This is a genomic window from Actinacidiphila glaucinigra (assembly GCF_035918135.1).
GTDB lineage: Bacteria > Actinomycetota > Actinomycetes > Streptomycetales > Streptomycetaceae > Actinacidiphila > Actinacidiphila glaucinigra.
In genome coordinates, this window is sequence record NZ_CP109144.1 from 7,447,379 (window position 1) to 7,469,244 (window position 21,866).

18 protein-coding genes are annotated in these 21,866 nt (G+C 72.6%); 8 read left to right on the top strand and 10 right to left on the bottom strand.

Going from position 1 to position 21,866, the window contains the following annotated elements; all coding sequences use genetic code 11:
- Nucleotides 1–41: 41 nt before the first annotated feature.
- The 3 genes from rox to OIE69_RS33595 all read right to left on the bottom strand — a co-directional run bounded on the left by rox (nt 42) and on the right by OIE69_RS33595 (nt 3,552).
- Nucleotides 42–1,466, bottom strand: coding sequence for a rifampin monooxygenase (gene rox / locus OIE69_RS33585; protein ID WP_326578178.1), 1,425 nt, complete (start codon nt 1,464–1,466; stop codon nt 42–44).
- A gap of 180 nt (nt 1,467–1,646) precedes the next feature.
- Nucleotides 1,647–2,207 (bottom strand): hypothetical protein, encoded by a 561-nt coding sequence (locus tag OIE69_RS33590; protein WP_326578180.1) that lies wholly within the window; start codon nt 2,205–2,207, stop codon nt 1,647–1,649.
- A 724-nt stretch (nt 2,208–2,931) separates the two neighbouring features.
- Nucleotides 2,932–3,552, bottom strand: coding sequence for an L-threonylcarbamoyladenylate synthase (locus OIE69_RS33595; RefSeq protein WP_326578182.1), 621 nt, complete (start codon nt 3,550–3,552; stop codon nt 2,932–2,934).
- A gap of 295 nt (nt 3,553–3,847) precedes the next feature.
- Here OIE69_RS33595 and OIE69_RS33600 point away from each other — a divergent pair, with 295 nt between their 5' ends.
- Nucleotides 3,848–4,459, top strand: a complete 612-nt coding sequence (locus OIE69_RS33600; RefSeq protein WP_326578184.1) for a PadR family transcriptional regulator — start codon at nt 3,848–3,850, stop codon at nt 4,457–4,459.
- A 72-nt stretch (nt 4,460–4,531) separates the two neighbouring features.
- Here OIE69_RS33600 and OIE69_RS33605 read toward each other — a convergent pair whose 3' ends face one another.
- The 3 genes from OIE69_RS33605 to OIE69_RS33615 form a co-directional block, all read right to left on the bottom strand.
- The gene (locus tag OIE69_RS33605; protein WP_326578186.1) at nt 4,532–5,140 is read right to left on the bottom strand and encodes a PASTA domain-containing protein; all 609 of its coding nucleotides are present in this window, start codon (nt 5,138–5,140) and stop codon (nt 4,532–4,534) included.
- A gap of 360 nt (nt 5,141–5,500) precedes the next feature.
- Complete coding sequence (locus OIE69_RS33610; protein WP_326578189.1) at nt 5,501–5,929, bottom strand: type II toxin-antitoxin system Rv0910 family toxin; 429 nt, start codon at nt 5,927–5,929, stop codon at nt 5,501–5,503.
- Between the two features lie 169 nt (nt 5,930–6,098).
- Nucleotides 6,099–7,394 carry a ThuA domain-containing protein gene (locus OIE69_RS33615; RefSeq protein WP_326578191.1) on the bottom strand — a complete coding sequence of 432 codons (1,296 nt, stop codon included), beginning with the start codon at nt 7,392–7,394 and terminating at the stop codon, nt 6,099–6,101.
- A 597-nt stretch (nt 7,395–7,991) separates the two neighbouring features.
- Between OIE69_RS33615 and OIE69_RS33620 the strand changes: the two genes are divergently transcribed.
- From OIE69_RS33620 to OIE69_RS33630, 3 genes are all read left to right on the top strand, one after another.
- Nucleotides 7,992–10,223, top strand: coding sequence for an RICIN domain-containing protein (locus tag OIE69_RS33620; RefSeq protein ID WP_326578193.1), 2,232 nt, complete (start codon nt 7,992–7,994; stop codon nt 10,221–10,223).
- A 324-nt stretch (nt 10,224–10,547) separates the two neighbouring features.
- Nucleotides 10,548–11,972, top strand: coding sequence for a ricin-type beta-trefoil lectin domain protein (locus tag OIE69_RS33625; protein WP_326578195.1), 1,425 nt, complete (start codon nt 10,548–10,550; stop codon nt 11,970–11,972).
- A 73-nt stretch (nt 11,973–12,045) separates the two neighbouring features.
- Nucleotides 12,046–12,741, top strand: coding sequence for a pyridoxine/pyridoxamine 5'-phosphate oxidase (locus OIE69_RS33630; protein ID WP_326578197.1), 696 nt, complete (start codon nt 12,046–12,048; stop codon nt 12,739–12,741).
- Between the two features lie 4 nt (nt 12,742–12,745).
- Here OIE69_RS33630 and OIE69_RS33635 read toward each other — a convergent pair whose 3' ends face one another.
- Nucleotides 12,746–13,666 (bottom strand): AraC family transcriptional regulator, encoded by a 921-nt coding sequence (locus OIE69_RS33635; RefSeq protein ID WP_326578199.1) that lies wholly within the window; start codon nt 13,664–13,666, stop codon nt 12,746–12,748.
- Between the two features lie 154 nt (nt 13,667–13,820).
- Between OIE69_RS33635 and OIE69_RS33640 the strand changes: the two genes are divergently transcribed.
- The 3 genes from OIE69_RS33640 to OIE69_RS33650 all read left to right on the top strand — a co-directional run bounded on the left by OIE69_RS33640 (nt 13,821) and on the right by OIE69_RS33650 (nt 18,164).
- Entirely contained in the window at nt 13,821–14,903 is a 1,083-nt protein-coding gene (locus OIE69_RS33640; protein WP_326578201.1) for an aldo/keto reductase, read from the top strand.
- A 549-nt stretch (nt 14,904–15,452) separates the two neighbouring features.
- Nucleotides 15,453–16,445 (top strand): EamA family transporter, encoded by a 993-nt coding sequence (locus tag OIE69_RS33645; protein ID WP_326578203.1) that lies wholly within the window; start codon nt 15,453–15,455, stop codon nt 16,443–16,445.
- 198 nt (nt 16,446–16,643) lie between these two features.
- A complete protein-coding gene (locus OIE69_RS33650) occupies nt 16,644–18,164 on the top strand; it encodes an FG-GAP repeat protein (protein ID WP_326578205.1) in 1,521 nt (506 codons plus the stop codon).
- Here OIE69_RS33650 and OIE69_RS33655 read toward each other — a convergent pair.
- Both OIE69_RS33655 and OIE69_RS33660 read right to left on the bottom strand, forming a co-directional pair.
- A complete protein-coding gene (locus tag OIE69_RS33655; RefSeq protein ID WP_326578207.1) occupies nt 18,161–18,799 on the bottom strand; it encodes an FMN-binding negative transcriptional regulator in 639 nt (212 codons plus the stop codon). The genes OIE69_RS33650 and OIE69_RS33655 overlap by 4 nt on opposite strands.
- A gap of 14 nt (nt 18,800–18,813) precedes the next feature.
- The gene (locus OIE69_RS33660; protein ID WP_326578209.1) at nt 18,814–19,485 is read right to left on the bottom strand and encodes a pyridoxamine 5'-phosphate oxidase family protein; all 672 of its coding nucleotides are present in this window, start codon (nt 19,483–19,485) and stop codon (nt 18,814–18,816) included.
- Nucleotides 19,486–19,520: 35 nt separating this feature from the next.
- On the opposite strand from OIE69_RS33660, the gene OIE69_RS33665 reads away from it, so the two are divergent.
- Nucleotides 19,521–20,852 (top strand): aminotransferase class I/II-fold pyridoxal phosphate-dependent enzyme, encoded by a 1,332-nt coding sequence (locus OIE69_RS33665; RefSeq protein ID WP_326578211.1) that lies wholly within the window; start codon nt 19,521–19,523, stop codon nt 20,850–20,852.
- A gap of 18 nt (nt 20,853–20,870) precedes the next feature.
- Here OIE69_RS33665 and OIE69_RS33670 read toward each other — a convergent pair whose 3' ends face one another.
- Nucleotides 20,871–21,860, bottom strand: coding sequence for a DMT family transporter (locus OIE69_RS33670; protein WP_326578212.1), 990 nt, complete (start codon nt 21,858–21,860; stop codon nt 20,871–20,873).
- Nucleotides 21,861–21,866: the final 6 nt, after the last annotated feature.

A 21,866-nucleotide genomic window follows, 5' to 3' on the forward strand; every position in this document is an offset into this window, starting at 1 on the left:
ACCCCCTGGTGAGGGGGCGGCCGCGCCGCGGCCGCACCGGCTCAGTGGGCGGGGGCGCCGAACCAGCGGGGGAGGGCGGCATGCAGTTCGCGCCCGTCCGAGCCGGCCCAGGCCACGTGGCCGTCGGGCCGCAGCAGCACCGCGCGGACGTCGAGTTCCCCGCTGACGTCGACGACGTGGTCGACCCGGTCCGCCCAGCCCGCCACCGACAGCGCCCCGCCCTGGTCGAGCAGCAGACCGCGGCCGCCGTGCATCAGCCCGTACAACCGCCCCCGCGTCAGCCCGACGTCACGCAGCCGCCGGCCGAGCAGTTCGTGGCCCTCGCCGAAGTCGTAGCGGATCCCGATCCCGGTGATCTTCTCGATCAGGTGCCGGTTCACCTCCTCGAAGCCGGCCAGTTCGGACAGCAGCCGGCGCACCGCCCGCGGACCCGGCTCGGTGGACAGCAGCTGCATCTGCGCGCGGGTGTTGTCGAGCACGTCGGCGGCCACCGGGTGCCGCTCGGCGTGGTAGCTGTCGAGCAGCCCCTCAGGTGCCCAGCCGTTCACCGCGGCGGCGAGCTTCCAGCCGAGGTTGAACGCGTCCTGGATGCCCAGGTTGAGACCCTGCCCGCCGGTCGGCGGGTGGACGTGCGCCGCGTCACCGGCGAGCAGCACCCGGCCCACCCGGTACCGCTCGGCCTGCCGGGTGGCATCGCCGAAGCGGGAGAGCCAGCGCGGCGAGTGCACGCCGAAGTCGGTGCCGGCGACCGCCCGCAGCCGCTCCCTGAACTCCTCCAGGGTCGGCGCCGCGCGGTCCCCGGTCACCCCGTCGGCCGGCACGACGAGGCAGTGCCGCCCGTCGGGCTCGGGGATGACGCCGAACCGCTCCTGTGTCCTGCGGACCTCGGCCACCACGGAGGCCACCGTCTCCGGCGGCGCGGCCACCTCCATCTCGCCCATCAGCGTCTCGACCCTGGAGGGCTCGCCGGGGAAGCCGACCCCGAGCAGCCTGCGCACGGTGCTGCGCCCGCCGTCGCAGCCGACGAGGTAGTGCGAGCGCAGGCGTGTCCCGTCGGCCAGTCCGGCGGTCACCCCGTCGTCGTCCTGGATCAGCGCGGTCAGTTCGCAGCCGCGCCGGACCTCGACGCCGAGTCCGGTGACGTGCTCGGTCAGCAGGCGCTCGGTCTCGGTCTGCCGGATGGCGAGGACGTACGAATGGGCGGTGTCCAGCCGGTCCGGCCACCGCGTGGCGAGGCCGGCGAAGAACCCGCCGGACGTGACCTTCCTGCCGAGGCCGAGGAACCGGTCCAGCAGACCGCGCTGGTCCAGCACCTCGATGCTGCGCACGTGCAGGCCGCGCGAGCGGGTCTGCACGCTCGGCGCCGCCTCCTTCTCCAGTACGAGGGCCCGCACACCCTGCAGCCGCAGTTCGCCGGCCAGCATCAGCCCGGTCGGCCCGCCGCCGACGATGATGACGTCGATCATCAACACACCCATCCCCGTGACTTCCGGCTCAAGGCGGTGATTCTGCGGCACGACGGGGGCCTTGCCGCAAGGCCCCCTGTGGGCTATAGCTTGAAAGCGGCAAGGAGCGGGCGCTCCTTGCCTTTTGTCGTCGACGGGCTTGCGTCATCGTGCCGTCGAACCGACGGCTGGGATCAGCGTCTAGTCCTCCACGGAGTCGTGCCTCTCGGTGTCGGCTTCGAAGTAGACGTCGAGGATCGCGTCGAACTCATCGCCCCATGACCGCAGTTGGCGTCGGCTGGGCGCGTCGGCCCACGTCTCGAACCAGCGGCGCTCGGACAGGTAGACCGTGACGCCGAAGCGACGTCCCCACTTGGGGAGGTCGATCTCGACCGCACGGATCTCCTTCCAACGGAACTCGGCCTCGGTGTCGTCCAGCCGGAAGACGAGGCCGTGCCGGTCCGCCCGGATGGCCCCCCTGCGGTCCGCCGCCTCGAACACCCGGTCCTCGCCGGAGCCTTCGGTGGCTTCGTCGTCATCGGTGTCGGTGTCGGTGGCGGACTCCTCCGCGGCCGTGGCGGGCGACGGCACGGTGCTGGTCGTCACGTCTGCCGGGGCGTCGGACGCACTGCCGGTCCCGGAGGCCGCGGCCTCGGTTCTGTCGTCGCCATCCGGTTCCGGAACGAGGATGCCGGGGACGTGTGCCGGATCCATGCCGGCGGCCTGTACGAGCGGGATGTTCGGACCTCTGCTCTGCTCCACGGCGGGCAGTATGGCTGATCCGCCTGCGCGTGTGACACTCGCCCCGCTGTTCGGTGCGCGGGACCGTGCGGGAAGCCGGCGCGGTGGTCCCTCAGGAGGGACTGTAGGACCCACTCGTTTGACAGTCCCGGCAGACCGGAGCAGCGGACGACCGTGAGCTATGTGCCGTCTTCACGTCGATGTGCGTTCCAGAGACATCTGAGGGCTTCGAGTTCGCTTCGAGGGAAACGCTCACCCCATTTGCCCCTGTAGCCGCTCTCGTCGTAGATCCACGCCACCTCGTCGAAGCAGCGGATCACGGCTCGGGCCAGTGCCTCGACTGAAGCCGGCTCGACCAGATCTCGGCGCCCTTGCTGTCGTGGTCACTGCCGCGGTGCAATTCCAGGAGGCGGATCCAGACGTCGTTGCCTTGATGGTAGAAGATCCACCGGAAGGCGGCTGCGTTCGCGGCTGTCGAGGCTGCGAGGGGCGGGGCGACGGTGGCTACACCTGCGCGGGCAGTCGGTGATGAGGCCCCGCGTACCCTAGCTGGGCTCTGACCTGCAGTGACTGCTACGCGTCGGGGGTGCCGTCCTCGGTCGTGATGTCGACGGCGGTCCCCTGTACGGCGGTCATGCCGAGAAGCCTCCCGAGGAATCAGCGGCGGGAGGCTGGTGCCATCGGCGCGGCATGCACGTCTCATGCTGCAGGCAAGATCCATACCTTCGTGACCGGCCTCGCGGCCTCACTCGAACCGCGAGGTGTCTCCCGCGCCCCGCCGTACGATCTCTGCCACGCCGCCGGAGAAGTCGACTACCGTCGTCGGCTCGGTGCCGCAGTCCCCGGAGTCGACCACGGCATCCACCACGTGATCGAGCCGATCCTTGATCTCCCAGCCCTGAGTCATCGGCTCCTCCTCGTCAGGCAGCAGCAGTGTGCTGGACAGCAGCGGCTCGCCCATTTCGGCCAGCAGCGCCTGGGTGACCGCATGGTCCGGGATGCGCACACCCACGGTCCTCTTCTTCGGGTGCAGCAGCTTGCGCGGCACCTCACGGGTGGCCGGGAGGATGAAGGTGTAGCTGCCGGGCGTGGACGCCTTCACGGCCCGGAACACGTCATTGTCCACCTGCACGAACTGGCCCAGCTGCGCGAAGTCCCGGCACATCAGCGTGAAGTGGTGCCGGTCGTCGAGGTGGCGGATCGAACGGATCCGGTCCATGCCGTCCCTGCTGCCCAGCCGGCAGCCCAGCGCGTAACAGGAGTCGGTGGGGTATGCGATGAGTCCTCCCGACCGCACCGTGTCGGCGACCTGGGCGATGCTGCGCGGCTGGGGGTTCTCGGGGTGCACGTCGAAGTACTTCGCCATCTGCCGAGCTTATGCCGTACCCGGGTGCCGCACTCGCGTGGCCGCGCCCCGTCGTCGCGACTACCGCTTCGGACACGGACTAGACCTGCCACCCACGCTCCTGGAAGCCGCAGCCAGCAGCTGTGTCAGGTGAAACTTCGATGAGACGAACAGCTCAGTCGTCAATCTTCGGTGAGACCGGTGCGTCTTCGCTGAGACAGGACACGGCTCCGCAGGTCGAAGGGCCTTGCTCTGCGACTGTTGCCGATATATCGTTGAGGTATCGCGACCGTACGACGATGGAAGGAGCGTCACCATGCGTTCCCATGGACACGGACACTTCGGACCCGGCCATCACGGCCGCGGCGACCATGAGCAGGAGGGGCGGCGCGCGGCGTTCGGACCCTTCGGACCGCCGTTCGGCGGGGGGCCCTGGGGGCCCGGGCCGTGGCACGGCGGGCGGGGCGGCAGGGGAGGGCCGCGGGGCCGGGCGAGGCGCGGCGATGTGCGTGCCTCGATCCTGGCGCTGCTCGCCGACCGGCCCATGCACGGCTACGAGATGATCCAGGAGATCGCCGAGCGCAGCGGCGGCGCGTGGAAGCCGAGCCCCGGCTCGGTCTACCCGACGCTGCAACTGCTCGAGGACGAGGGCCTGATCACCAGCGCGTCCGAGGGCGGCAAGAAGCTCTTCACGCTCACCGAGGCCGGCCGCACCGAGGCCGAGGCGGGCGCCGACGCCCCCTGGGAGGAGGCCGGGCGCGGCATCGACTGGGAGGCCATGAACGAGATCCGCAAGTCGGGCGCCGGCCTGGTCGACGCCTTCCGGCAGGTCTGGGCGACCGGTACGCCCGAGCAGCGCGACAAGGCGCTGACCGTGGTCAACGAGGCGCGCAAGAAGCTCTACCTGATCCTCGCCGACGAGGACTGACCCCTTCGTACGCCGGTGGCGCGGGACGCACGTGCGTCCCGCGCCACCGGCGTCGTGCGTGCGGCGCGGCGCCTACGGACAGGCCTCGCCGAACTTGACGGCCTTGAAGACGACCGGCTGCCCGGTGAGCGCGCCGCCGGCGGCGGGCGATTGCGAGCACACCTTCCAGTTGCTCTCCACGAGGATGAAGCGGTCCTGCCCGGAGGCGTCCTCCGCGGTGATGCCGGTCGAGGCGGTGAGCGTCGTGCGGGCCACCTTCACGGACGTGCCGGTGAGGTCCGGCATCGTCGCTCCCGCCGAGGCGGGCGGGGAAGCGTCCTGGGCGGGGCAGGACTCCTCGCGCTTGACGGCGCCGAAGTCGACGGTGGCTGTGATGGCCCGGCTGCCCGGGGCCGGGCGCTGGAAGCAGACCTTCCAGTCGCGGTCCCAGATCTGGTCGCGGCCGCGGCCCAGCGCGTCGTGCGAGTCCAGGCGGTAGAAGCCCAGCTGCTGGGCCTTGTCCTGGGCGGCCTGCAGGCCCATGCCGGCGAACGAGGGCAGGTCGGCCGGTTCGGCCGTGGCGGGGGTGCTCGCGGGGGCCCGGCCGTCGCCGGTGGTGCCGCCGCCGGCGGGATCACAGGCCGTCGCGGCGGTGGCGAGGACAGTGAGCGCAAGGGCGGTGGCGGTGCGGGCGATCTGCATGGGCGGGGCTCCCCTGTCGGTCCGTCGGCCCGGCACGGCCGGCGCAAGCGCCACCGTACCCGGGCACAACGGATCAATGCCGCATCGTCCACCTATGGGTGACGACCGGTCAGGACGAAGGGCCCGCCCGACACCGCAGCCCTCAATGGCACGGTAGGCGGGAATCCCTCTTCAGGGGGGAGAGGATGTCCGTACGAGACCTATGGCGAGGGCCCGCTGCTCGCCGGCACCCTGGCGGACTCCGCCGTCACCGGCGTCGAGCACGCCGGCGGGTTCAAGCGCGTCGCCGCCTGCGTCGCCCGCGGCCCGAGCACGCCACCCGCGGTCCCCGGCTTCCGGGTCGTCCCGGCCGGTCCCGGGCTACTCGACGAGACCGGCGAGCTTGCGCAGCGACTCGTTGAGGGCCGCGGTGGCGGTGTCCTTGAGCTTGCCCGCCATGAGGGCGACGGCCGCGCCGTTGAAGGAGCCGTCGATGCGGACGTCGGTCCGGTCGCCGTCCGGCGTCAGGCTGTAGCGCGTGAGCAGGTCCACGGCCATCGGGCCCTTGCCCGTGATCTCGAACCCGCGGCCGGGGTCCACCGACGTGACCTCCCAGTTCACCTCGGCGGGGAAGCCCATCAGCTTCATGTTCTCCCGGTAGGTCGCGCCCGCCTCCAGCGGCTCGGGACCGCCGTCGGGGAAGCCGGTGTGCGTGGTGCTCCACTGCGTGTGCGAACTGAAGTCGGTGAGGGTGCGCCAGACCTTCTCGGCCGGAGCCGCGATGCGGGCCTGTGCGGAGACCTCGGCCATACGACCACACTCCCTTGCGTCGGCGGGTGAGCGGAACGTAACCGCCGCGACCGGAAGTTTCAATACTGATGAACTGTCAGAACTGTTGGAGCGGTGCGCGATGCCGGACGTGGAGGTGCCGCCCCGGCCCTCGTGGGGGCGGGGCGGCACCGGGATCCCGTCGCCCGGGTCAGGGACGGACGACGAGCTGGAAGGACTGCGCGGCCGAGCCGTCGCAGGTGCGCTGGACCAGTTGGGTGCCGCTCGGGTCGCCGGTGGGGGCGGTGAGGCACTTGCCGCTGTGGCGGGCGGTGAAGTGGTAGCGGCCGCCGGACTCGGCGACGGGCTTCCACTGCTGGTTGGCGCCGCCGCCGTACGTCCAGAGCTGGAGCGCGGCGTTGTCGGCGGTGGAGACGTCCGTGACGTCCACGGCCTTCGTGGTGTCGTTGCGGGCGGCCAGGCGCGTGTAGCCGCTGTCGGTGGACAGCACGCGGAAGTCCTGCGCGGTGGTGGAGTTGCAGGTGTACTGCTGGACCGCGGTGCCGTTGGCCGTGCCGGCGGCGCGGGCGTCCACGCAGCGGCCGCTGCCGGCGTTGACCAGGGAGTACCAGGAGGTCTCGGAGATCGGGTCGGTGGGGGCGGGGTCACCCGTGGAGCCGGTGCCGAGCCACTTGAGTCCGTCGAGGAGGAAGGTGTTCTGGGTGGCGCTGGCGAAGGTCGACGACAGGCCGGTGTTCGTGTCGTAGTTCATCGCGTTGTGGCCGAAGTTGGCGTACAGCATGCGGTACTTGGTGTTGGTCCACAGGATCGGGTAGTAGCCGCTGTACCACGACTGACCGGGGTCGGTGCCCAGCGGGAAGCTGACCGGGTCGACGGACGCCAGGACGTCGATGTCCGGGTTGTTGCGCAGGTCGTTGCTCCAGCTGTACCACTCGCTCACCGACGAGGTGAACGTCGCCGGCAGGTGCGAGGTGGAGGGGTGGGCGCGGTCCTCGACGCGCAGGGTGGCGGTCGTGGGGCCCCAGGTGTTGGAGCGGAAGTTCCCGCTGCCGAGGAACTGGTTGTAGTACCAGGGCCAGCTCTGCGCGTTGTCCGTCCAGGCCGAGACGTGGAAGCCCATCCAGCCGCCGCCACCGCGCATGTACGCCTCGAAGCCGGAGCGCTGGGCGGCGCTCGGCGGGGCGTCGTCCAGGAAAAGGACGACCTGGTACTGCTTCAGCGCGTTGGCGTCGGTCAGCAGGTTCCAGTTGGTCGTCGAGGTGTACGTGAAGCCGTTGGCGGCCCCGGCCTGCGGGAACCACTGGTTGGCTTCCTTGACGAAGTCGATGTGGGCCGCGTCCCAGGTGCCGTTGTAGAAGGCCAGCACCTTGAAGGGGGCGGCGGCGGGGGCGGACGTGGCGGGAGCGGCGACGGCTCCCAGGAGGACGGCGAGAAGCAGTAACAGGCGGGCGGCGACGCGCCTGGCGGCGGTCGTGGCACGGGTCATGGGGGGAGGTCCTTCCCGGTCGGCGGGCGCGTGTGGGGGGCGCCGGTGGGGGAGCGGAGCGGGGGAGAGGCGGTGGGGGGAGGCGGTGGGGAGGCCTTCTTCAACTCGTGATTTAAGGAGTGAAGGAAGGGTGCAGTCAAGACTTTGGTACAGACCAGTAATGTCCGTGCAGGTCGCCTTCGTTGATCGGCGGTTCCGGACGAGGGGTCCGGGGGCGCGGACCCGGTGCGGCGGTCCGGTGGACGGGGCGCGTTCAAGTGTTGTCCGGCCCGGGTCCGGCGGAACCTGCGGGCCGTGCGGTTCCCTACCGGCCGCCAACTGCGCGGATGCCTCTGCCCGCCGATGAGTTCGGACCCTGCCGCGCATCCGGCGGCGTTCGAAATCCGTAGCGCGACCTCTTGACGTGTCCGCTGCAGAAGCCTAACTTCACGCCGTGAAGAAAGGTCGTCCCGACCTTTGAGCCGCTGTCGCATGGCCGGGCGCGTGCGCCCGGACCCCCCCACCTCCGCCATGCCTCGTCATGCCGTCGCACGCTTCGGCATGCCCGCTCCCACCCCCCCCACGGCGCCGCGCCCCGCGCGGCAACAGGAGTCATCCATGAGAATCCTCGGAGCGCCGCCCCGCGGCGCCACCGGACGCGGCCGGGTCCGGCGCCGCGTCGTACCGCTCGCGCTCGGCGCGCTCCTCGCCTCGGGGCTGTCCGCCGTCGTGCTGACCGCCCCGCAGGCCCAGGCCGCCTCCCTCCCCACCGGCTGGGTGACCGTCGCCGCCAAGCACAGCGGCAAGTGCGTCGACGCCGCCGCGGCGGGCACCGCCGACGGCACCGCGGTCCAGCAGTACGCGTGCAACGGCACCACCGCGCAGCAGTGGCAGTTCCAGCCGACCAGCGACGGCTACGTCCGCGTCAACAACCGCAATGACGCGAGCAAGTCCTGGGACGTCACCGACGTCTCCACGGCGGACGCCGCGCCGGTCCAGCTCTGGTCGTACTCGGGCGGCGCCAACCAGCAGTGGCTGCCGGTCGAGGAGGCCGGCGGGGCCTACCACTTCGTGAACCGCAACAGCGGCAAGTGCCTCGACGTGCCCGCCGCGTCGGCCGCCGACGGTGCCCGCATCCAGCAGTACACCTGCAACGGCACGAGCGCGCAGTCCTTCAGCCTGGGCTCCACCGACTCCCCGCAGAACCCGCCGGGCACCCCCGACCTCGGCCCGAACGTCTCGGTGTTCGACCCGTCGATGTCCTCGGCCGCGATCCAGGGCCGGCTCAACCAGGTCTTCGGGCAGCAGGAGTCCAACCAGTTCGGTGCCCAGCGCTACGCCCTGCTCTTCAAGCCCGGCAGCTACAGCGTCGACGCCAACGTCGGCTTCTACACGCAGGTCGCGGGCCTGGGCCTGTCGCCGGACGACGTGACGATCAACGGCGCGGTGCACGCCGAGGCCGACTGGTTCCAGGGCAACGCGACCCAGAACTTCTGGCGCTCGGCGGAGAACCTCTCCGTCAACCCCTCCGGCGGCACCGACCGCTGGGCGGTCTCGCAGGCGGCCCCGTACCGCCGGATGCACGTCCGCGGCAACCTGCAGCTGGACGACGGCGGCTGGTCCAGCGGCGGTCTGATCGCCGACTCCAAGATCGACGGCCAGGTGCGCTCCGGCTCGCAGCAGCAGTGGCTGTCGCGGAACAGCCAGTGGGGCAGCTGGACCGGCTCGAACTGGAACATGGTCTTCGTCGGCGACGTCAACGCGCCCTCGAACAGCTTCCCGAACCCGCCCTACACCACCGTCGCGCAGTCCCCGGTGACCCGTGAGAAGCCGTTCCTGTACGTGGACTCGGCCGGCGCCTACAAGGTTTTCGTCCCCTCGCTGCGCACCAACACCCAGGGCACGACCTGGGCGGGCGGCAACCCGGCGGGCAGCTCGCTGCCGCTCGACCAGTTCTTCGTCGTCAAGCCCGGCGCCACCGCCACCGACATCAACGGAGCCCTCGCCCAGGGCAAGAACCTGCTGTTCACGCCCGGCGTCTACCACCTCAACCAGACGCTGAACGTCAACCGCGCCGGCACCGTCGTGCTGGGTCTGGGTCTGGCGACCGTGATCCCGGACAACGGCATCACCGCGGTGAACGTCGCGGACGTCGACGGCGTCAAGATCGCCGGACTGCTCATCGACGCGGGCACCACCAACTCGCAGACGCTGATGCAGGTCGGCCCCGCCGGGTCGTCCGCGCGGCACACCGCGGACCCGACCTCGCTGCACGACGTCTTCTTCCGCATCGGCGGCGCGGCCGTCGGCAAGGCCACCCAGAGCCTGGTGGTCAACAGCTCGGACGTCATCGGCGACCACATGTGGCTGTGGCGCGCCGACCACGGCAGCGGGGTGGGCTGGAACAGCAACACCGCCGCCAACGGCCTGATCGTCAACGGCACGAACGTGACGATGTACGGACTGTTCGTGGAGCACTACCAGCAGCACCAGGTGATCTGGAACGGCAACGGCGGCCGTACGTACTTCTTCCAGAACGAGATGCCGTACGACCCGCCCAACCAGGCCGCCTGGATGAACGGCTCCACGCGCGGCTACGACGCCTACAAGGTCAGCCCGTCGGTGACCGGCCACGAGGCCTGGGGCCTGGGCAGCTACTGCTACTTCAACGTCAACCCGTCCGTCGTCGCCGAGCGGGCCTTCGAGGTCCCCGCGGTGTCCGGGGTCCGCTTCCACAACATGGTGACGGTCTCCCTCGGCGGCACCGGCACGATCAGCCACGTCATCAACAACAGCGGAGGCCCGTCCAACTCCGCGAACAACGTGGCCAACCTCGTCTCCGGTCCCTGACCCCGGCCGGACGACACCAGGCGGGGCCGCCGCCGCCCGCACGGCGGGCGGCGGCGACCCCGCCACCAGGCATGCCCGCAGACCCGCCGGCGGTCCTCGCAGTGTCCAACGAACCGGCGACGCCGGGGTCTTGACGCGGGGCTGGTCTAGTCCATAACGTCTGCGGCCATCAGCTGTTCATGTAGTGAGGCGATGTTCACCTACATGAACGGCTGTCCAGATCCCCCCACCCCCGGTACCACCCCCCGCTCACCTCGGTACCACCCCTCAACGGCTTGCCCCCCACGACGCGCACCCCGAGTGCGCACACGAAGGAGCCGTCCCGTGCTGAAATCCGCCGTCAGAGCCCTCACCGCGGCCCCCGCCGTCCTCGCCATGGCCGCCACCGCCGTCGTCGCCACCGGCGGCTCCGCGAGCGCCGCCGCCAACCCCGGCCCGGGCTTCCCCGCCCACTACGCCGCGCCCTACGTCGAGACCTGGAACTCGCCCTCGGCGATGACCAACGTGCGCAACGCGACGGGCCTGAAGTACTTCACGCTCGCCTTCGTCATCGACGGCGGCGGCTGCAACGCCATGTTCAACGGCGACACGCCCGTGACCGACGCCGGCTGGACCTCCGCGGTCAACTCCCTGCGGGCCGCCGGCGGCGACGTCATCGTCTCCTTCGGCGGTGCCTCAGGCACCGAGGTCGGCCTGTCCTGTACGACCGTGTCCGCGCTCAAGGCGCAGTACAAGAAGGTCGTCGACGCCCTCAACCTCACCCGCGTCGACCTCGACATCGAGGGCAGCGCGATCGCCAACACCGCGGCCAACGACCGCCGCAACAAGGCGCTCGCCCAGCTTCAGCAGGAGTACGCGGCCGCCGGGCGCAAGCTCGACGTCCAGTACACCCTGCCGTCCATGCCGAACGGCCTGGACGACAACGGGACGAAGCTGCTCTCCAACGCCAAGAGCAACGGGCTGAACGTCAACCTCGTCAACATCATGACGATGGACTACTACGACGGAACCCGCGACATGGGCAAGGCGGCCACCGACGCCGCCACCGCCCTGCGGGGCCAGCTCGGCGCCATCTGGCCGGAGAAGTCCGACGCCCAGCTGTGGGCCATGGAGGGCAACACCCCGATGATCGGGGTCAACGACGACACCAGCGAGATCTTCACCACCGGCAACGCCACCACGCTCGCCAACTTCGCCAAGTCCAAGGGCATCCAGGAACTCGCCTTCTGGGCGATCGGCCGCGACAAGGCCTGTGCCACCAACGGACAGCTCTCCGACAGCTGCAGCGGCACCCCGCAGAGCGCCTGGCAGTTCTCCTCCGTCTTCAACACCCTGACCGGCGGGACCACCCCGCCGCCCACCGGCTCCACCGGGCAGGTCACCGGCCTCGGCGGCAAGTGCGTCGACGTTGCCGCCGCGAGCAGCGCCAACGGCACCGCCGTCCAGATGTACGACTGCAACGGCACCACCGCGCAGCAGTGGACGGTGGGCACCGACGGCACCCTGCGCGCCCTCGGCAAGTGCATGGACCTCACCGCCGCCGGCACCGCCAACGGCACCAAGGTCCAGCTCTACGACTGCAACGGCACCGGCGCCCAGGTCTGGCAGCGCGGCAGCGGGGACACCCTGGTGAACCCCGTCTCCGGCAAGTGCCTGGACGTCACCGACAAGTCCACCGCCAACGGCGCCCGGCTGCAGATCTGGACCTGCGCCGGCGGCACCAACCAGCAGTTCCACCTCCCGGCCTGACGGGCCCCACCACCGCCGCCCGGCGCACCGCGGAACCGCGGTGCGCCGGGCGGCCGCATGCCAGGATCGACGTGTGACCGACGACCAGGCCCCCGTGACCGCCGACGCCCTCCGGGAGCGCATGCGCTCCGCGCCCGTACTCGCCGGGCCCCTCCCGTCCTTCGATCCCGCCGGCGCGGGCCCGGAGCCGGGGCCGCTGTTCGCCCGCTGGCTGGCGTACGCCCTGGACGACGGAGTCCCGGAGCCGCACGTCATGACCCTCAGCACGGCGGACGCCGGCGGCCGGCCCTCCGCGCGGGTGCTCATGCTGCGCGGCGTCGACCTCGACCGCCCGGCCTTCGACTTCGCCTCGGACACCGCCAGCCGCAAGGGCCGCGACCTGGCGGACCGCCCCCGTGCCGCCCTCACCTGGTACTGGCCGCGGCACGGCCGGCAGATCCGGGTGACCGGACCGGTGGAGACCCTGGACCGCGACGCCGCCCGCCGCGACTTCCTCGGCCGCCGCGAGGCCTCCCGGGTGGCCGGCTTCACGGGCGTGATGAGCGCCCCGCTGGAGGGCCGCGCCGCGTACGAGGAGGCGCGCCGCCGGGCCGCCGGACACGTCGCCGCCCATCCCGACGACGTGCCCGAGGGCCACACCGTCTACCGCCTCGTCGCCGACGAGGCCGAGTTCTGGCAGGCCGCCCCCGCCCAGGGCCACGTCCGCCTCCGCTACACCCGCGACTCCGCCGCCCCCGGCGGCTGGACGCGCACGCTGCTCTGGCCCTGAGGCCTCACGGCAGATGCCGTAGGCCCGCGGGGGCGGCGGCTGCGCGCACGCGGGCGGCGTCCTGCCCGGGTGGGGCGCCGAAGAGGCGGCGGTACTCGCGGTTGAACTGGGTGGGGCTGGCGTAGCCGACGACGTGGCCGACGCCGGCGACGTCGTCGGGTTTGGCCATGAGGAGCGAGCGGGCCTCCTGGAGGCGGATGCGCTTCTGGAACTGCAGTGGGCTCATGGTGGTCACGGCGCGGAAGTGCCGGTGGAAGGCGGAGGGGCTCATGCCGGCGAGGCGCGCGAGGTCGTCGATCCGCAGGGGCTCCGCGTAGTTGTCGCGGATCCAGTGGATGGCCCGGCTCACGTGGGACAGGCCGCTGTCGGCCAGGCCGATCTGGCGGACCATGGCGCCGTGGGGGCCGGTGAGCAGCCGCCACAGGATCTCCCGCTCGACCATCGGGGCGAGCACGGGGGCGTCAGCCGGGTGGTCGAGCAGCCGCAGCAGTCGCACCACGGCATCGAGGAGGTCGGGTCCGGCCTCGCCGGTGGCGATCGCGGGCGGGGCGGACGCGGCCCGGGCCCGGCGGCCGGGCGGTGTCTCCAGCAGGAGCGGGGCGATGGCGGCCGCGCGCAGGACCAGCCCCATGCCCAGCGCGGGGTCCTGCGGGCTGGCGTCCAGGTAGTGGCCGGTGACCGGCAGGACCGCGGTGACCAGCAGATACTGCCCCGCCCGGTAGTCGTGCACCTCCTCGCCGAGCAGCAGGCGCTTGCCGCCCCGGGCCATGACGACCAGCAGCGGTTCGGTCAGCGAGTAGTCCTGCGGGGCCGCCGCCACCCGCGACAGCAGCAGCCCGTCGATCGGGGTCCGCAAGGAGGGCCGGGCATGGGTCGCGACGAGGTCGCGGAGCTCGTCCAGGAGGACGCCGGGTGGGGTGCGCACACCTCACGGAACCATCCGCACCGGGAACCGGGCAAGCCCGATCCGGGCGAAGTCGGCAGGATCGGGCAAGAGCCCGCGCGGATCGGTCTACCCCGCGGCGGCCGCCTCCCGTTGCATGGAGAGGACAGAATCCGACGCACAAAGGAGCACGTCCGTGCCGCTCGACCACTACGTCACCCTCGGCCGATCCGGCCTGCGCGTCAGCCCGTTCGCCCTCGGCGCGATGACCTTCGGCGAGGACCCCGGCGGCGCCGGGTGCAGCGTCGAGGAGTCCGAGAAGATCCTGGAGACCTACCTGGACCGCGGCGGGAACTTCGTCGACACCGCGAACTTCTACACCAACGGCCACTCGGAGCGGATCCTCGGCGACTGGTTCGCCGCCCACCCCGGGCGGCGCGAGCACGTGGTGCTGGCCTCGAAGTTCTTCACCAACCTCTTCCCCGGCGACCCCAACGGCGGCGGCGCGGGCCGCGGTTCGATCGTCGCCCAGCTCGACGAGACCCTGCGCCGCCTGCGGACCGACTACCTGGACCTGTACTGGCTGCACAACTGGGACCGCCACACTCCGATCGAGGAGACGATGCGCACCCTGGACGACCTGGTGCGCGCGGGCAAGATCCGCTACATCGGGTTCTCCAACACCCCCGCCTGGCTGACCGCCCAGGCCCAGACCACCGCGCTGCTCAAGGGCTGGACCCCGCTCGTCGCGCTGCAGGTCGAGTACTCACTGCTGGCCCGCACCGTGGAGGGGGAACTCGCCCCGCTCGCCCTCGACCAGGGCATGGCGCTCGTGCCGTGGAGCCCGCTGAAGAACGGCTTCCTGTCCGGCAAGTACCGGCGCGGCGGCGCGGTCGCCGACTCCGCCCGCGCGGCGTTCGTGGGCGGTCCCGGCGAGGACGAGTACCCCGTCATCGAGGCGGTCGCCGCCGTCGCCGACGAACTCGGCGCCACCTCGGCCGCGGTGTCCCTGGCGTGGCTGCGCGCCCGGGAGGGCACCGTCGTCCCGATCGTCGGCGCGCGCCGCCTGGAACACCTCGAGGACAACCTCGCGGGTCTCGACACCGTCCTCGCCCCCGAGCACCTGCGGCGGCTGGACGAGGTGTCCGCCCCGGTCCTGGGCTACCCGGCGCCTCTGCACGGCGCCATGCGGGCGATGCTGCAGTTCGCGGGCACCACGGTCGACGGCGAGACGTCCGCGGTGTACCCGCCGCTGCTGCAGGGCGACGTCCGCTACTGAGCCGCCCGCGGCGCCCGGCCCCGGACCGCCCTCCACCCCATCAGGCCGCGCCGCCCCGCGGCATCGCCGCACGGTCCCATTCCGCCGTCCCGCGCCTGACGGGCACGCCCGTACGCCGTGTCCTCCTCGGGGACGACGGCGGTCCCGGAGGCGGCGTGGGAGGGCGTCGACGGAGCGGCGGGTACGGGCGGCGCGGTCGGTGGCGGGCGGGCGGCGCACCATCGGCCACGGCGTCGCCTGGCGGGACGTGGTGGAGGACGCCGGCGCCGGGACCGTGTTCACCGCCGTCGACGCGCCCGGCTGGAGCCCGGCGCCGCCGCGGCCCTGCGTGGGGCCGCCGTCCACGCCGCGGAGCGGGGCGTGCCGCGGGCCGGCGGCACCGACCTGCCGGCCGAGCTCGTCGCCGAGCGGGGGAGCCGGGCGGCGCAGGTGCTGAGGTCGGCGGGGACCGAGCCGCAGGTCCTGGCCGCGCGGCCGCCCCTGCCGCGTGGTGAGAACGACAGCCGCTACCGGGATGACGGTCCTGTCGCGAGCTGGCATCATGGCCCGATGCATGTGTCTCAGGGGAGGAACGCCGGGCTCTGGCTCGCGCTGGTTTCCGCGTTCGCGTTCGGCGGTTCGGGGGTGGCGGCCAAGCCGCTGATCGAGGCGGGGCTCGACCCGCTGCATGTGGTGTGGCTGCGCGTGACCGGCGCCACGCTCATCATGCTCCCCGTGGTGCTGCGGCACCGGGCGCTCCTGCTGCGCCGCCCCGGCTTGCTGCTCGGCTTCGGGCTGCTCGGTGTCGCCGGTGTCCAGACGCTCTACTTCGCGGCGATATCCCGCATCCCGGTCGGCGTCGCGATCCTCGTGGAGTTCCTCGGCCCGGCGCTGCTGCTCGGCTGGGTGCGCTTCGTCCAGCGCAAGGCGGTCAGCAAGGCCGCCGCGATCGGTGTCGTGCTCGCCGTCGGCGGCATGGCCGCGGTGGTCGAGGTGTGGTCCGGGCTCGCCTTCGACCCGCTGGGCCTGGCGCTCGCCTTCGGCGCCGCCTGCTGCCAGGTCAGCTACTTCGTGCTGGCCGACCACGGCAGCGACGGCGACGACGCCCCGGACCCGGTCGCCGTCATCGCGTACGGCCTGACCATCGGCGCCGTCGTGCTGACCGCGATCTCCCGCCCCTGGTCGATGGACTGGTCGGTGCTCACGCGGCAGGCGGCCCTCGGCGAGACCGACGTGCCCGCGGTCCTGCTCGTGGGCTGGGTCGTGCTGGTGGCCACCGTGCTCGCCTACCTGACCGGTGTGGTCGCCGTACGCCGGCTTTCGCCGCAGGTGGCCGGCGTCGTCGCGTGCCTGGAGGCGGTGGTCGGCACCGTCTTCGCATGGGTGCTGCTCGGCGAACACCTCGGAACGCCGCAGATCATCGGCGGCACGCTCGTACTGGCGGGCGCGTTCGTCGCCCAGACCGCCAAGAAGCAGGGCCCGACCACGGTCGTGGCCTCGGGAAGCCCCGTCGACACCGGCACCGCCGCGCCGGCAAGGCCGGTGTCCGGCGTGGGGCAGTAGCGACGGCGGTTCGGCTGTCCCGCCGTCTCGCGCCCACCCGCCCACGGCACCACGCGGCCGCCCGCGCCCCGTGCCGGGTTCGCTTTCTCCTACAACCCTTTCTTCCCACAGCGCGTCAAAGAGGGTGCCGGAGAAGGAAACGGGCTCTTTCCGGATACCCCCGCACCGCCCGGTCGTTCTTGAGCGAAGGAGCCGCTCATGCGCAAGAACCACTCGGCTGCGGTCACCGCGGCGTCATTTCTCCTCATCACGGGCGCGGCCATCGCCACCGCGCCCGCCTCCGTCGCCGGGACCCCCGGCGGCACCCACGCGAGCGATCGCAACCGGGACTTCAACGGCGACGGGTACGAGGACGTGCTGACCGGCGCGCCCGGCGCCACCGTGGGCGGGCGTTCCGGCGCCGGTGCCGTCACCGTGCAGTACGGCGGGCCCAAGGGGGTCACCACCAGCGCCAAGGTCTTCAGCCAGAACACCTCCGGCGTGCCCGGCGCCGCCGAGACCGGCGACGCCTTCGGCCAGGCCGTGGCCGGCGGGGACCTCGACGGGGACGGGTACGACGACGCCGTCGTCGGCATCCCCGGCGAGGACCTGGGCGGCGTCGGCGCCGACGCGGGCGGCATCGTGGTCCTGTGGGGCTCGGCGAAGGGGCTGTCCGGCGCCGCGAGCGACTGGCTGCAGTCCGTCAGCCCCATGAAGGGCGACCGGTTCGGCAGCGCCCTGGCCGCCGGGCACTTCACCACCTACGTCCCCGGTGACCTGCTCGCCGTGATCGACAAGGTGGGGCTGTCGATCTTCCAGTACGAGTCCGTGCCGCAGGCCGCCGCCCGCAAGGGCGGGGACGCGGGGACCTTCACGCCCTTCAAGGACCGGCGGCGCACGCCGCTCGCCCGGCAGGCGGAAGGGCCCGGCATCGCGCCCACCTCGCTGACGACCGGCGACTACGACGACAACGGCCTGGCCGACCTCGTGGTCTCCGGCCTCAGCCTGGGCGGCGAGCCGGGCCACGGCTGGTCGTACGTCATCCTCAGCGACGACATCGACCCGCTGCCCGTCACCGCCCTGCGCGGCGGCCCCGTCGTCGCCTCCGGCGACATCAACGGCGACGGCTTCGACGATCTGGTCACCGGTGAGCCGCACAGCCCCGACGACGGCGGCGAGTCGATGACCGGCGGCATGGTCGGCGTCTACTACGGCAGCCCGGACGGCCCGGTCGGGCAGGAGGGCCCGGGGAGTCCGCCCGTGTGGTGGACCCAGGACAACGCCGGCGTGCCGGGTGTCTCGGAGCGCGGTGACGGCTTCGGCTCCGACCTCTCCGTCGGCGACGTCGACCGTGACGGGTACGCGGACGTCGCGATCGGTGCCTCCGGCGAGGACATCGGCAGCGTCGCCGACGCGGGAGCCGTGTGGGTGCTGCGCGGTTCCGCGCGGGGTCTGACCACGGCCGGTGTCCTGGACGTCAACCAGAACACCGCGGGCGTCCCGGGCACCGCCGAGAAGGCGGACAAGTTCGGCGCCCAGGTCTCCTTCACCGACCCCAACCGCGACGGCTACTCCGGTCTGCTCGTCGCGGCCCCGGGCGAGAACACCAACGACGGTGTGGTGTGGGTGTTCTCGGCCGGTGCCGGCGGCCTGAAGCTGCCGGGGAGCTGGACGTACGGCGGCGGCTCGCTCGGCGCGCCGTACCAGAACGCCCGGTTCGGCGCGGCGATCGACGACTAGCCGCGCTGCCCGAGGCGGCGCAACTGCCGGGTCCGGGCGGCCTCGTCGCCCGGACCACCCCGCTCGGCCAGCAGTTCGGTCACCCGCCACTGCGTTTCGAGCGGCCGGTTCCCGCCGAACTTGAACTTGGCGCGGACGTCGGTGACCTCCAGCCGCAGCCCGCGGATGCCGGGCAGCATCCGGCCGAACGGCGCCTCGCCGGGGACGACGGGGGCGTGGTCGCCGCGCGGCTGGAAGTGGGCGAGCTGCCGGTGCAGGAGGTCCGCCTTCTCCTGGGGGTCGTCCACGAGGCGGGCCACGCAGAGCAGTTGCACGGCGGCGTAGTAGCTGGTGGGCGTGCCGTGCTCGGGCGGGGTGCCCTCGGGGGCGTGCCACGCGCCGGGGATGAAGGTGTGGTCGCCGACGACGCTGAGCGTCACCCGGGGGTGGGCCTCGATCGCGCTCCACAGCGGGTTGGGCCGGGCGAGGTGGGTGACCGCCTCACGCCGTGCGGCGTCGTAGGCGAAGTGCACCGGCTGGACGAACGGGGGCTCGCCGCCGAGTCCGTTGACCGCGAGCTGGCCGAAGTCGTGCTCGGCAAGCCAGTCCTGCCACTCGGCCTCGTCGACGGCGGCGTCCCAGGGATGGACGAGCATGCGCGGGGCTCCCTTCAGCGCGTGGTGAGGTAGTCCGGGGCGGCGATCGACGGGTCGAGGTCGTTCGCGGGTTCGGGCGTTCCGTAGGCGCGGGTGACGGGCAGCACGCCCGTCCAGTGGGGGAGGGCCAGGTCCTCGGGGTCGTCGCCGGGGCCCCCGGTGCGCACCTTGGCCGAGACCTCGTGCAGGTCGAGGGCGATCACGGCGGTGGCGGCCAGTTCCTTCGCGTTGGCGGGGCGGGAGTCGGCGACCCGGCCGGGCACGATGTGGTCGACCAGGGCGTCCAGGGCGACGGAGCGCTCGGTGGGGTCGGTGACCTGGCGGGCCACGCCGTGCACCACCACGGAGCGGTAGTTGATGGTGTGGTTGAAGGCGGACCGGGCCAGCACGAGCCCGTCCAGGTGCGTCACGGTCAGGCAGACCGGGAGCCCGGTGTCCTCGCCGGCGCCGCGCAGCGGACGGGAGCCGGTGGAACCGTGCACGTAGAGCCGCTCGCCGACGCGGGCGTAGAGGGTCGGCAGCACGACCGGCGCCCCGTCGCGGACGAAGCCGAGGTGGCAGAGGTAGTCCGCGTCGAGGATCGCGTGCACCAGGTCGCGGTCGTACGAGGCGCGCTCGCGGCTGCGGGTGGGGACGGTGCGGTCGGTGGGAGCGTACGCGTCGGCAGCGGAGGGCGTGGCGGACATGGCACGATCCTTTGCACTAGTGCATAATGCTTTTTGTGCTAGGAGAGTACACGTTCACAGGCCGGGGCGCAGCGGACATCGCGGCGAGCGTCGAACGGGCCATCGGGGAGGGCGCGCTCGCCCCCGGCGCCGCGCTGCCGCCGCTGCGGGAGCTCGCCGCCGGACTCGGCGTCAACCCCAACACCGTCGCCGCCGCCTACCGCCTGCTGCGCGACCGCGGTGTCATCGAGACCGCGGGCCGCCGCGGCAGCCGGGTGCGGCGTCGTCCGGCGACCACCGCGCGGGACGAGATCCGCCTGGAGGTGCCGCCTGGGGTGCGGGACCTGTCCACCGGCAACCCGGACACCGCGCTGCTGCCACCGCTCGCGGAGGCGCTGGCCGAGGCGGCGGCCCGCAACGCGCGGCAGCCCATGCTGTACGGGCACGCCCCGGTCGAGGAGGAGCTCGCCGCCCTGGCGCGGGCCGCCTTCGACGCCGAGGGGGTGCCGGCCGGGCCGGTCGGGCTCACCTCCGGTTCGCTCGACGCCATGGAACGCGCGCTCACCGCCCACCTGCGACCGGGGGACGCGGTGGCGGTGGAGGACCCCGGCTGGGGCAGCGTCTTCGACCTCGTCCCGGCCCTCGGGCTGCGCGCCGTCCCGGTCGGCGTGGACGACGACGGCCCGCTGCCGCAGGACGTGGACGCCGCCCTCCGGCAGGGCGCGCGGGCGCTGATCGTCACCGACCGCGGCCAGAACCCGACCGGCGCCACGCTCTCCGCGGCGCGCTCCGGCGAACTGCGGGCCGTCCTGGGCGGCCACCCGCAGGTGCTCGTCATCGACGACGACCATGTGAACGGACTGACGGAGCTGCCCCTGCATCCGCTCGCCGGCAGCACCCCGCACTGGATGCTGGTCCGATCCACCGCCAAGGCCTACGGTCCCGACCTGCGGCTGGCCGTCCTCACCGGCGATCCGGTCACCGTCGACCGGGTCCGCGGCCGCTACCGGCTGGGGCCCGGCTGGGTCAGCCATCTGCTGCAGCACACCGTCGCCCACCTCTGGCGCACCGGCGCGGTCGACGTCCCGGCCGTCTCCGCCGCCTACGCCGCGCGCCGCGACGCGCTGGTGCGGGCGCTGGCCGACCGGGGCGTCGCGGCACACGGCCGCAGCGGCATGAACGTCTGGGTCCCGGTGCCGGACGAGACCGCGGCCGTCGCCCGGCTCCTGCAGGCGGGCTGGGCCGTGGCGCCCGGCGCGCGCTTCCGCCTGGACTCCCCGCCGGGCATCCGCATCACCGTCTCGCCGGTCACGGTGGACGAGATCCCGGCCCTGACCGAGGCCGTCGCCGGCGCGGTCCGCCCGCACCGCGCCGGGCGCTTCGGCTGAGGGGGCGCGGCCCAAGGGTCAGCGCGCCGGGCGGCGCTGGGTCAGCGCCGCGCCGGCGAGCACCACGAGGGCGCCGACCGGCTCGTTCCACGTCAGGCGCTCGTTCAGCAGGGCGACGCCGGCCGCGGTCGCGATGACCGGGATCAGATAGGTGACCATCGTGGCGATCGTCGGGCCCTTCTCCGCGACGATCCCGTACTGCAGCAGGAAGGCGATCCCGGTGCCCAGCGCGCCCAGCGCCACCACCGACAGCGTCGGCCAGAGCGGGAACGAGGCGGGCACGGAGGTGAACAGCGGGGTCAGCACGGCCAGTTGGGCGGTACCGAGGAGCAGCTGCGCGGAGGACATCGACAGCGCCGAGTTGCCGCTGCCGCTCAGGGTGCGGCGCACGTAGATCCAGCCCACCGCGTAGCTCGCGGAGGCACCCAGCGCCATCGCGGTGCCCGCCGGGTCCGTCCCGGAGAAGCCCTGCCAGGCACCGAGCACGGTCAGCACGCCGACGAAGCCGATGCCGACCCCCGCGACCCGCTGCCGGGTCGGCTTGTCGTCCGAGAGCGCCACCACCGACAGCACCATGCTCCACAGCGGGGTCGTGGCGTTGCAGATACCCGCGAGCGTCGACGGGATGGTCAGCTCCGCGTACGCGAAGAGCGTGAACGGCAGTGTGTTCAGCAGCAGCGCGGCGACCGCCATGTGCCCCCAGGTGCGGGCACCGCGCGGCATCCGTTCCCGCTTCAGCGCGAAGGCTGCGGCCAGCACGGCGGTGCCGAAGACCATGCGGCCGAGCGCGACCTGCAGCGGCGCGTAGGCCTCGGTGCCCACCTTGATGAACAGGAAGCTGAAGCCCCAGATGAGCGCGAGCACCGCCCAGCTGACGCGCCAGTCGACGACGAGGCGGCGGCGCGTCGTCGTGGAGGGGGCGTCGGTGACGGCGGCGGGTGGGGTGCCGGCGGGGGAGGGGGCGGCCACATCGGCCGGGCGGCGGGTGCTGGGTGCGCTCATGGCCATCACGAT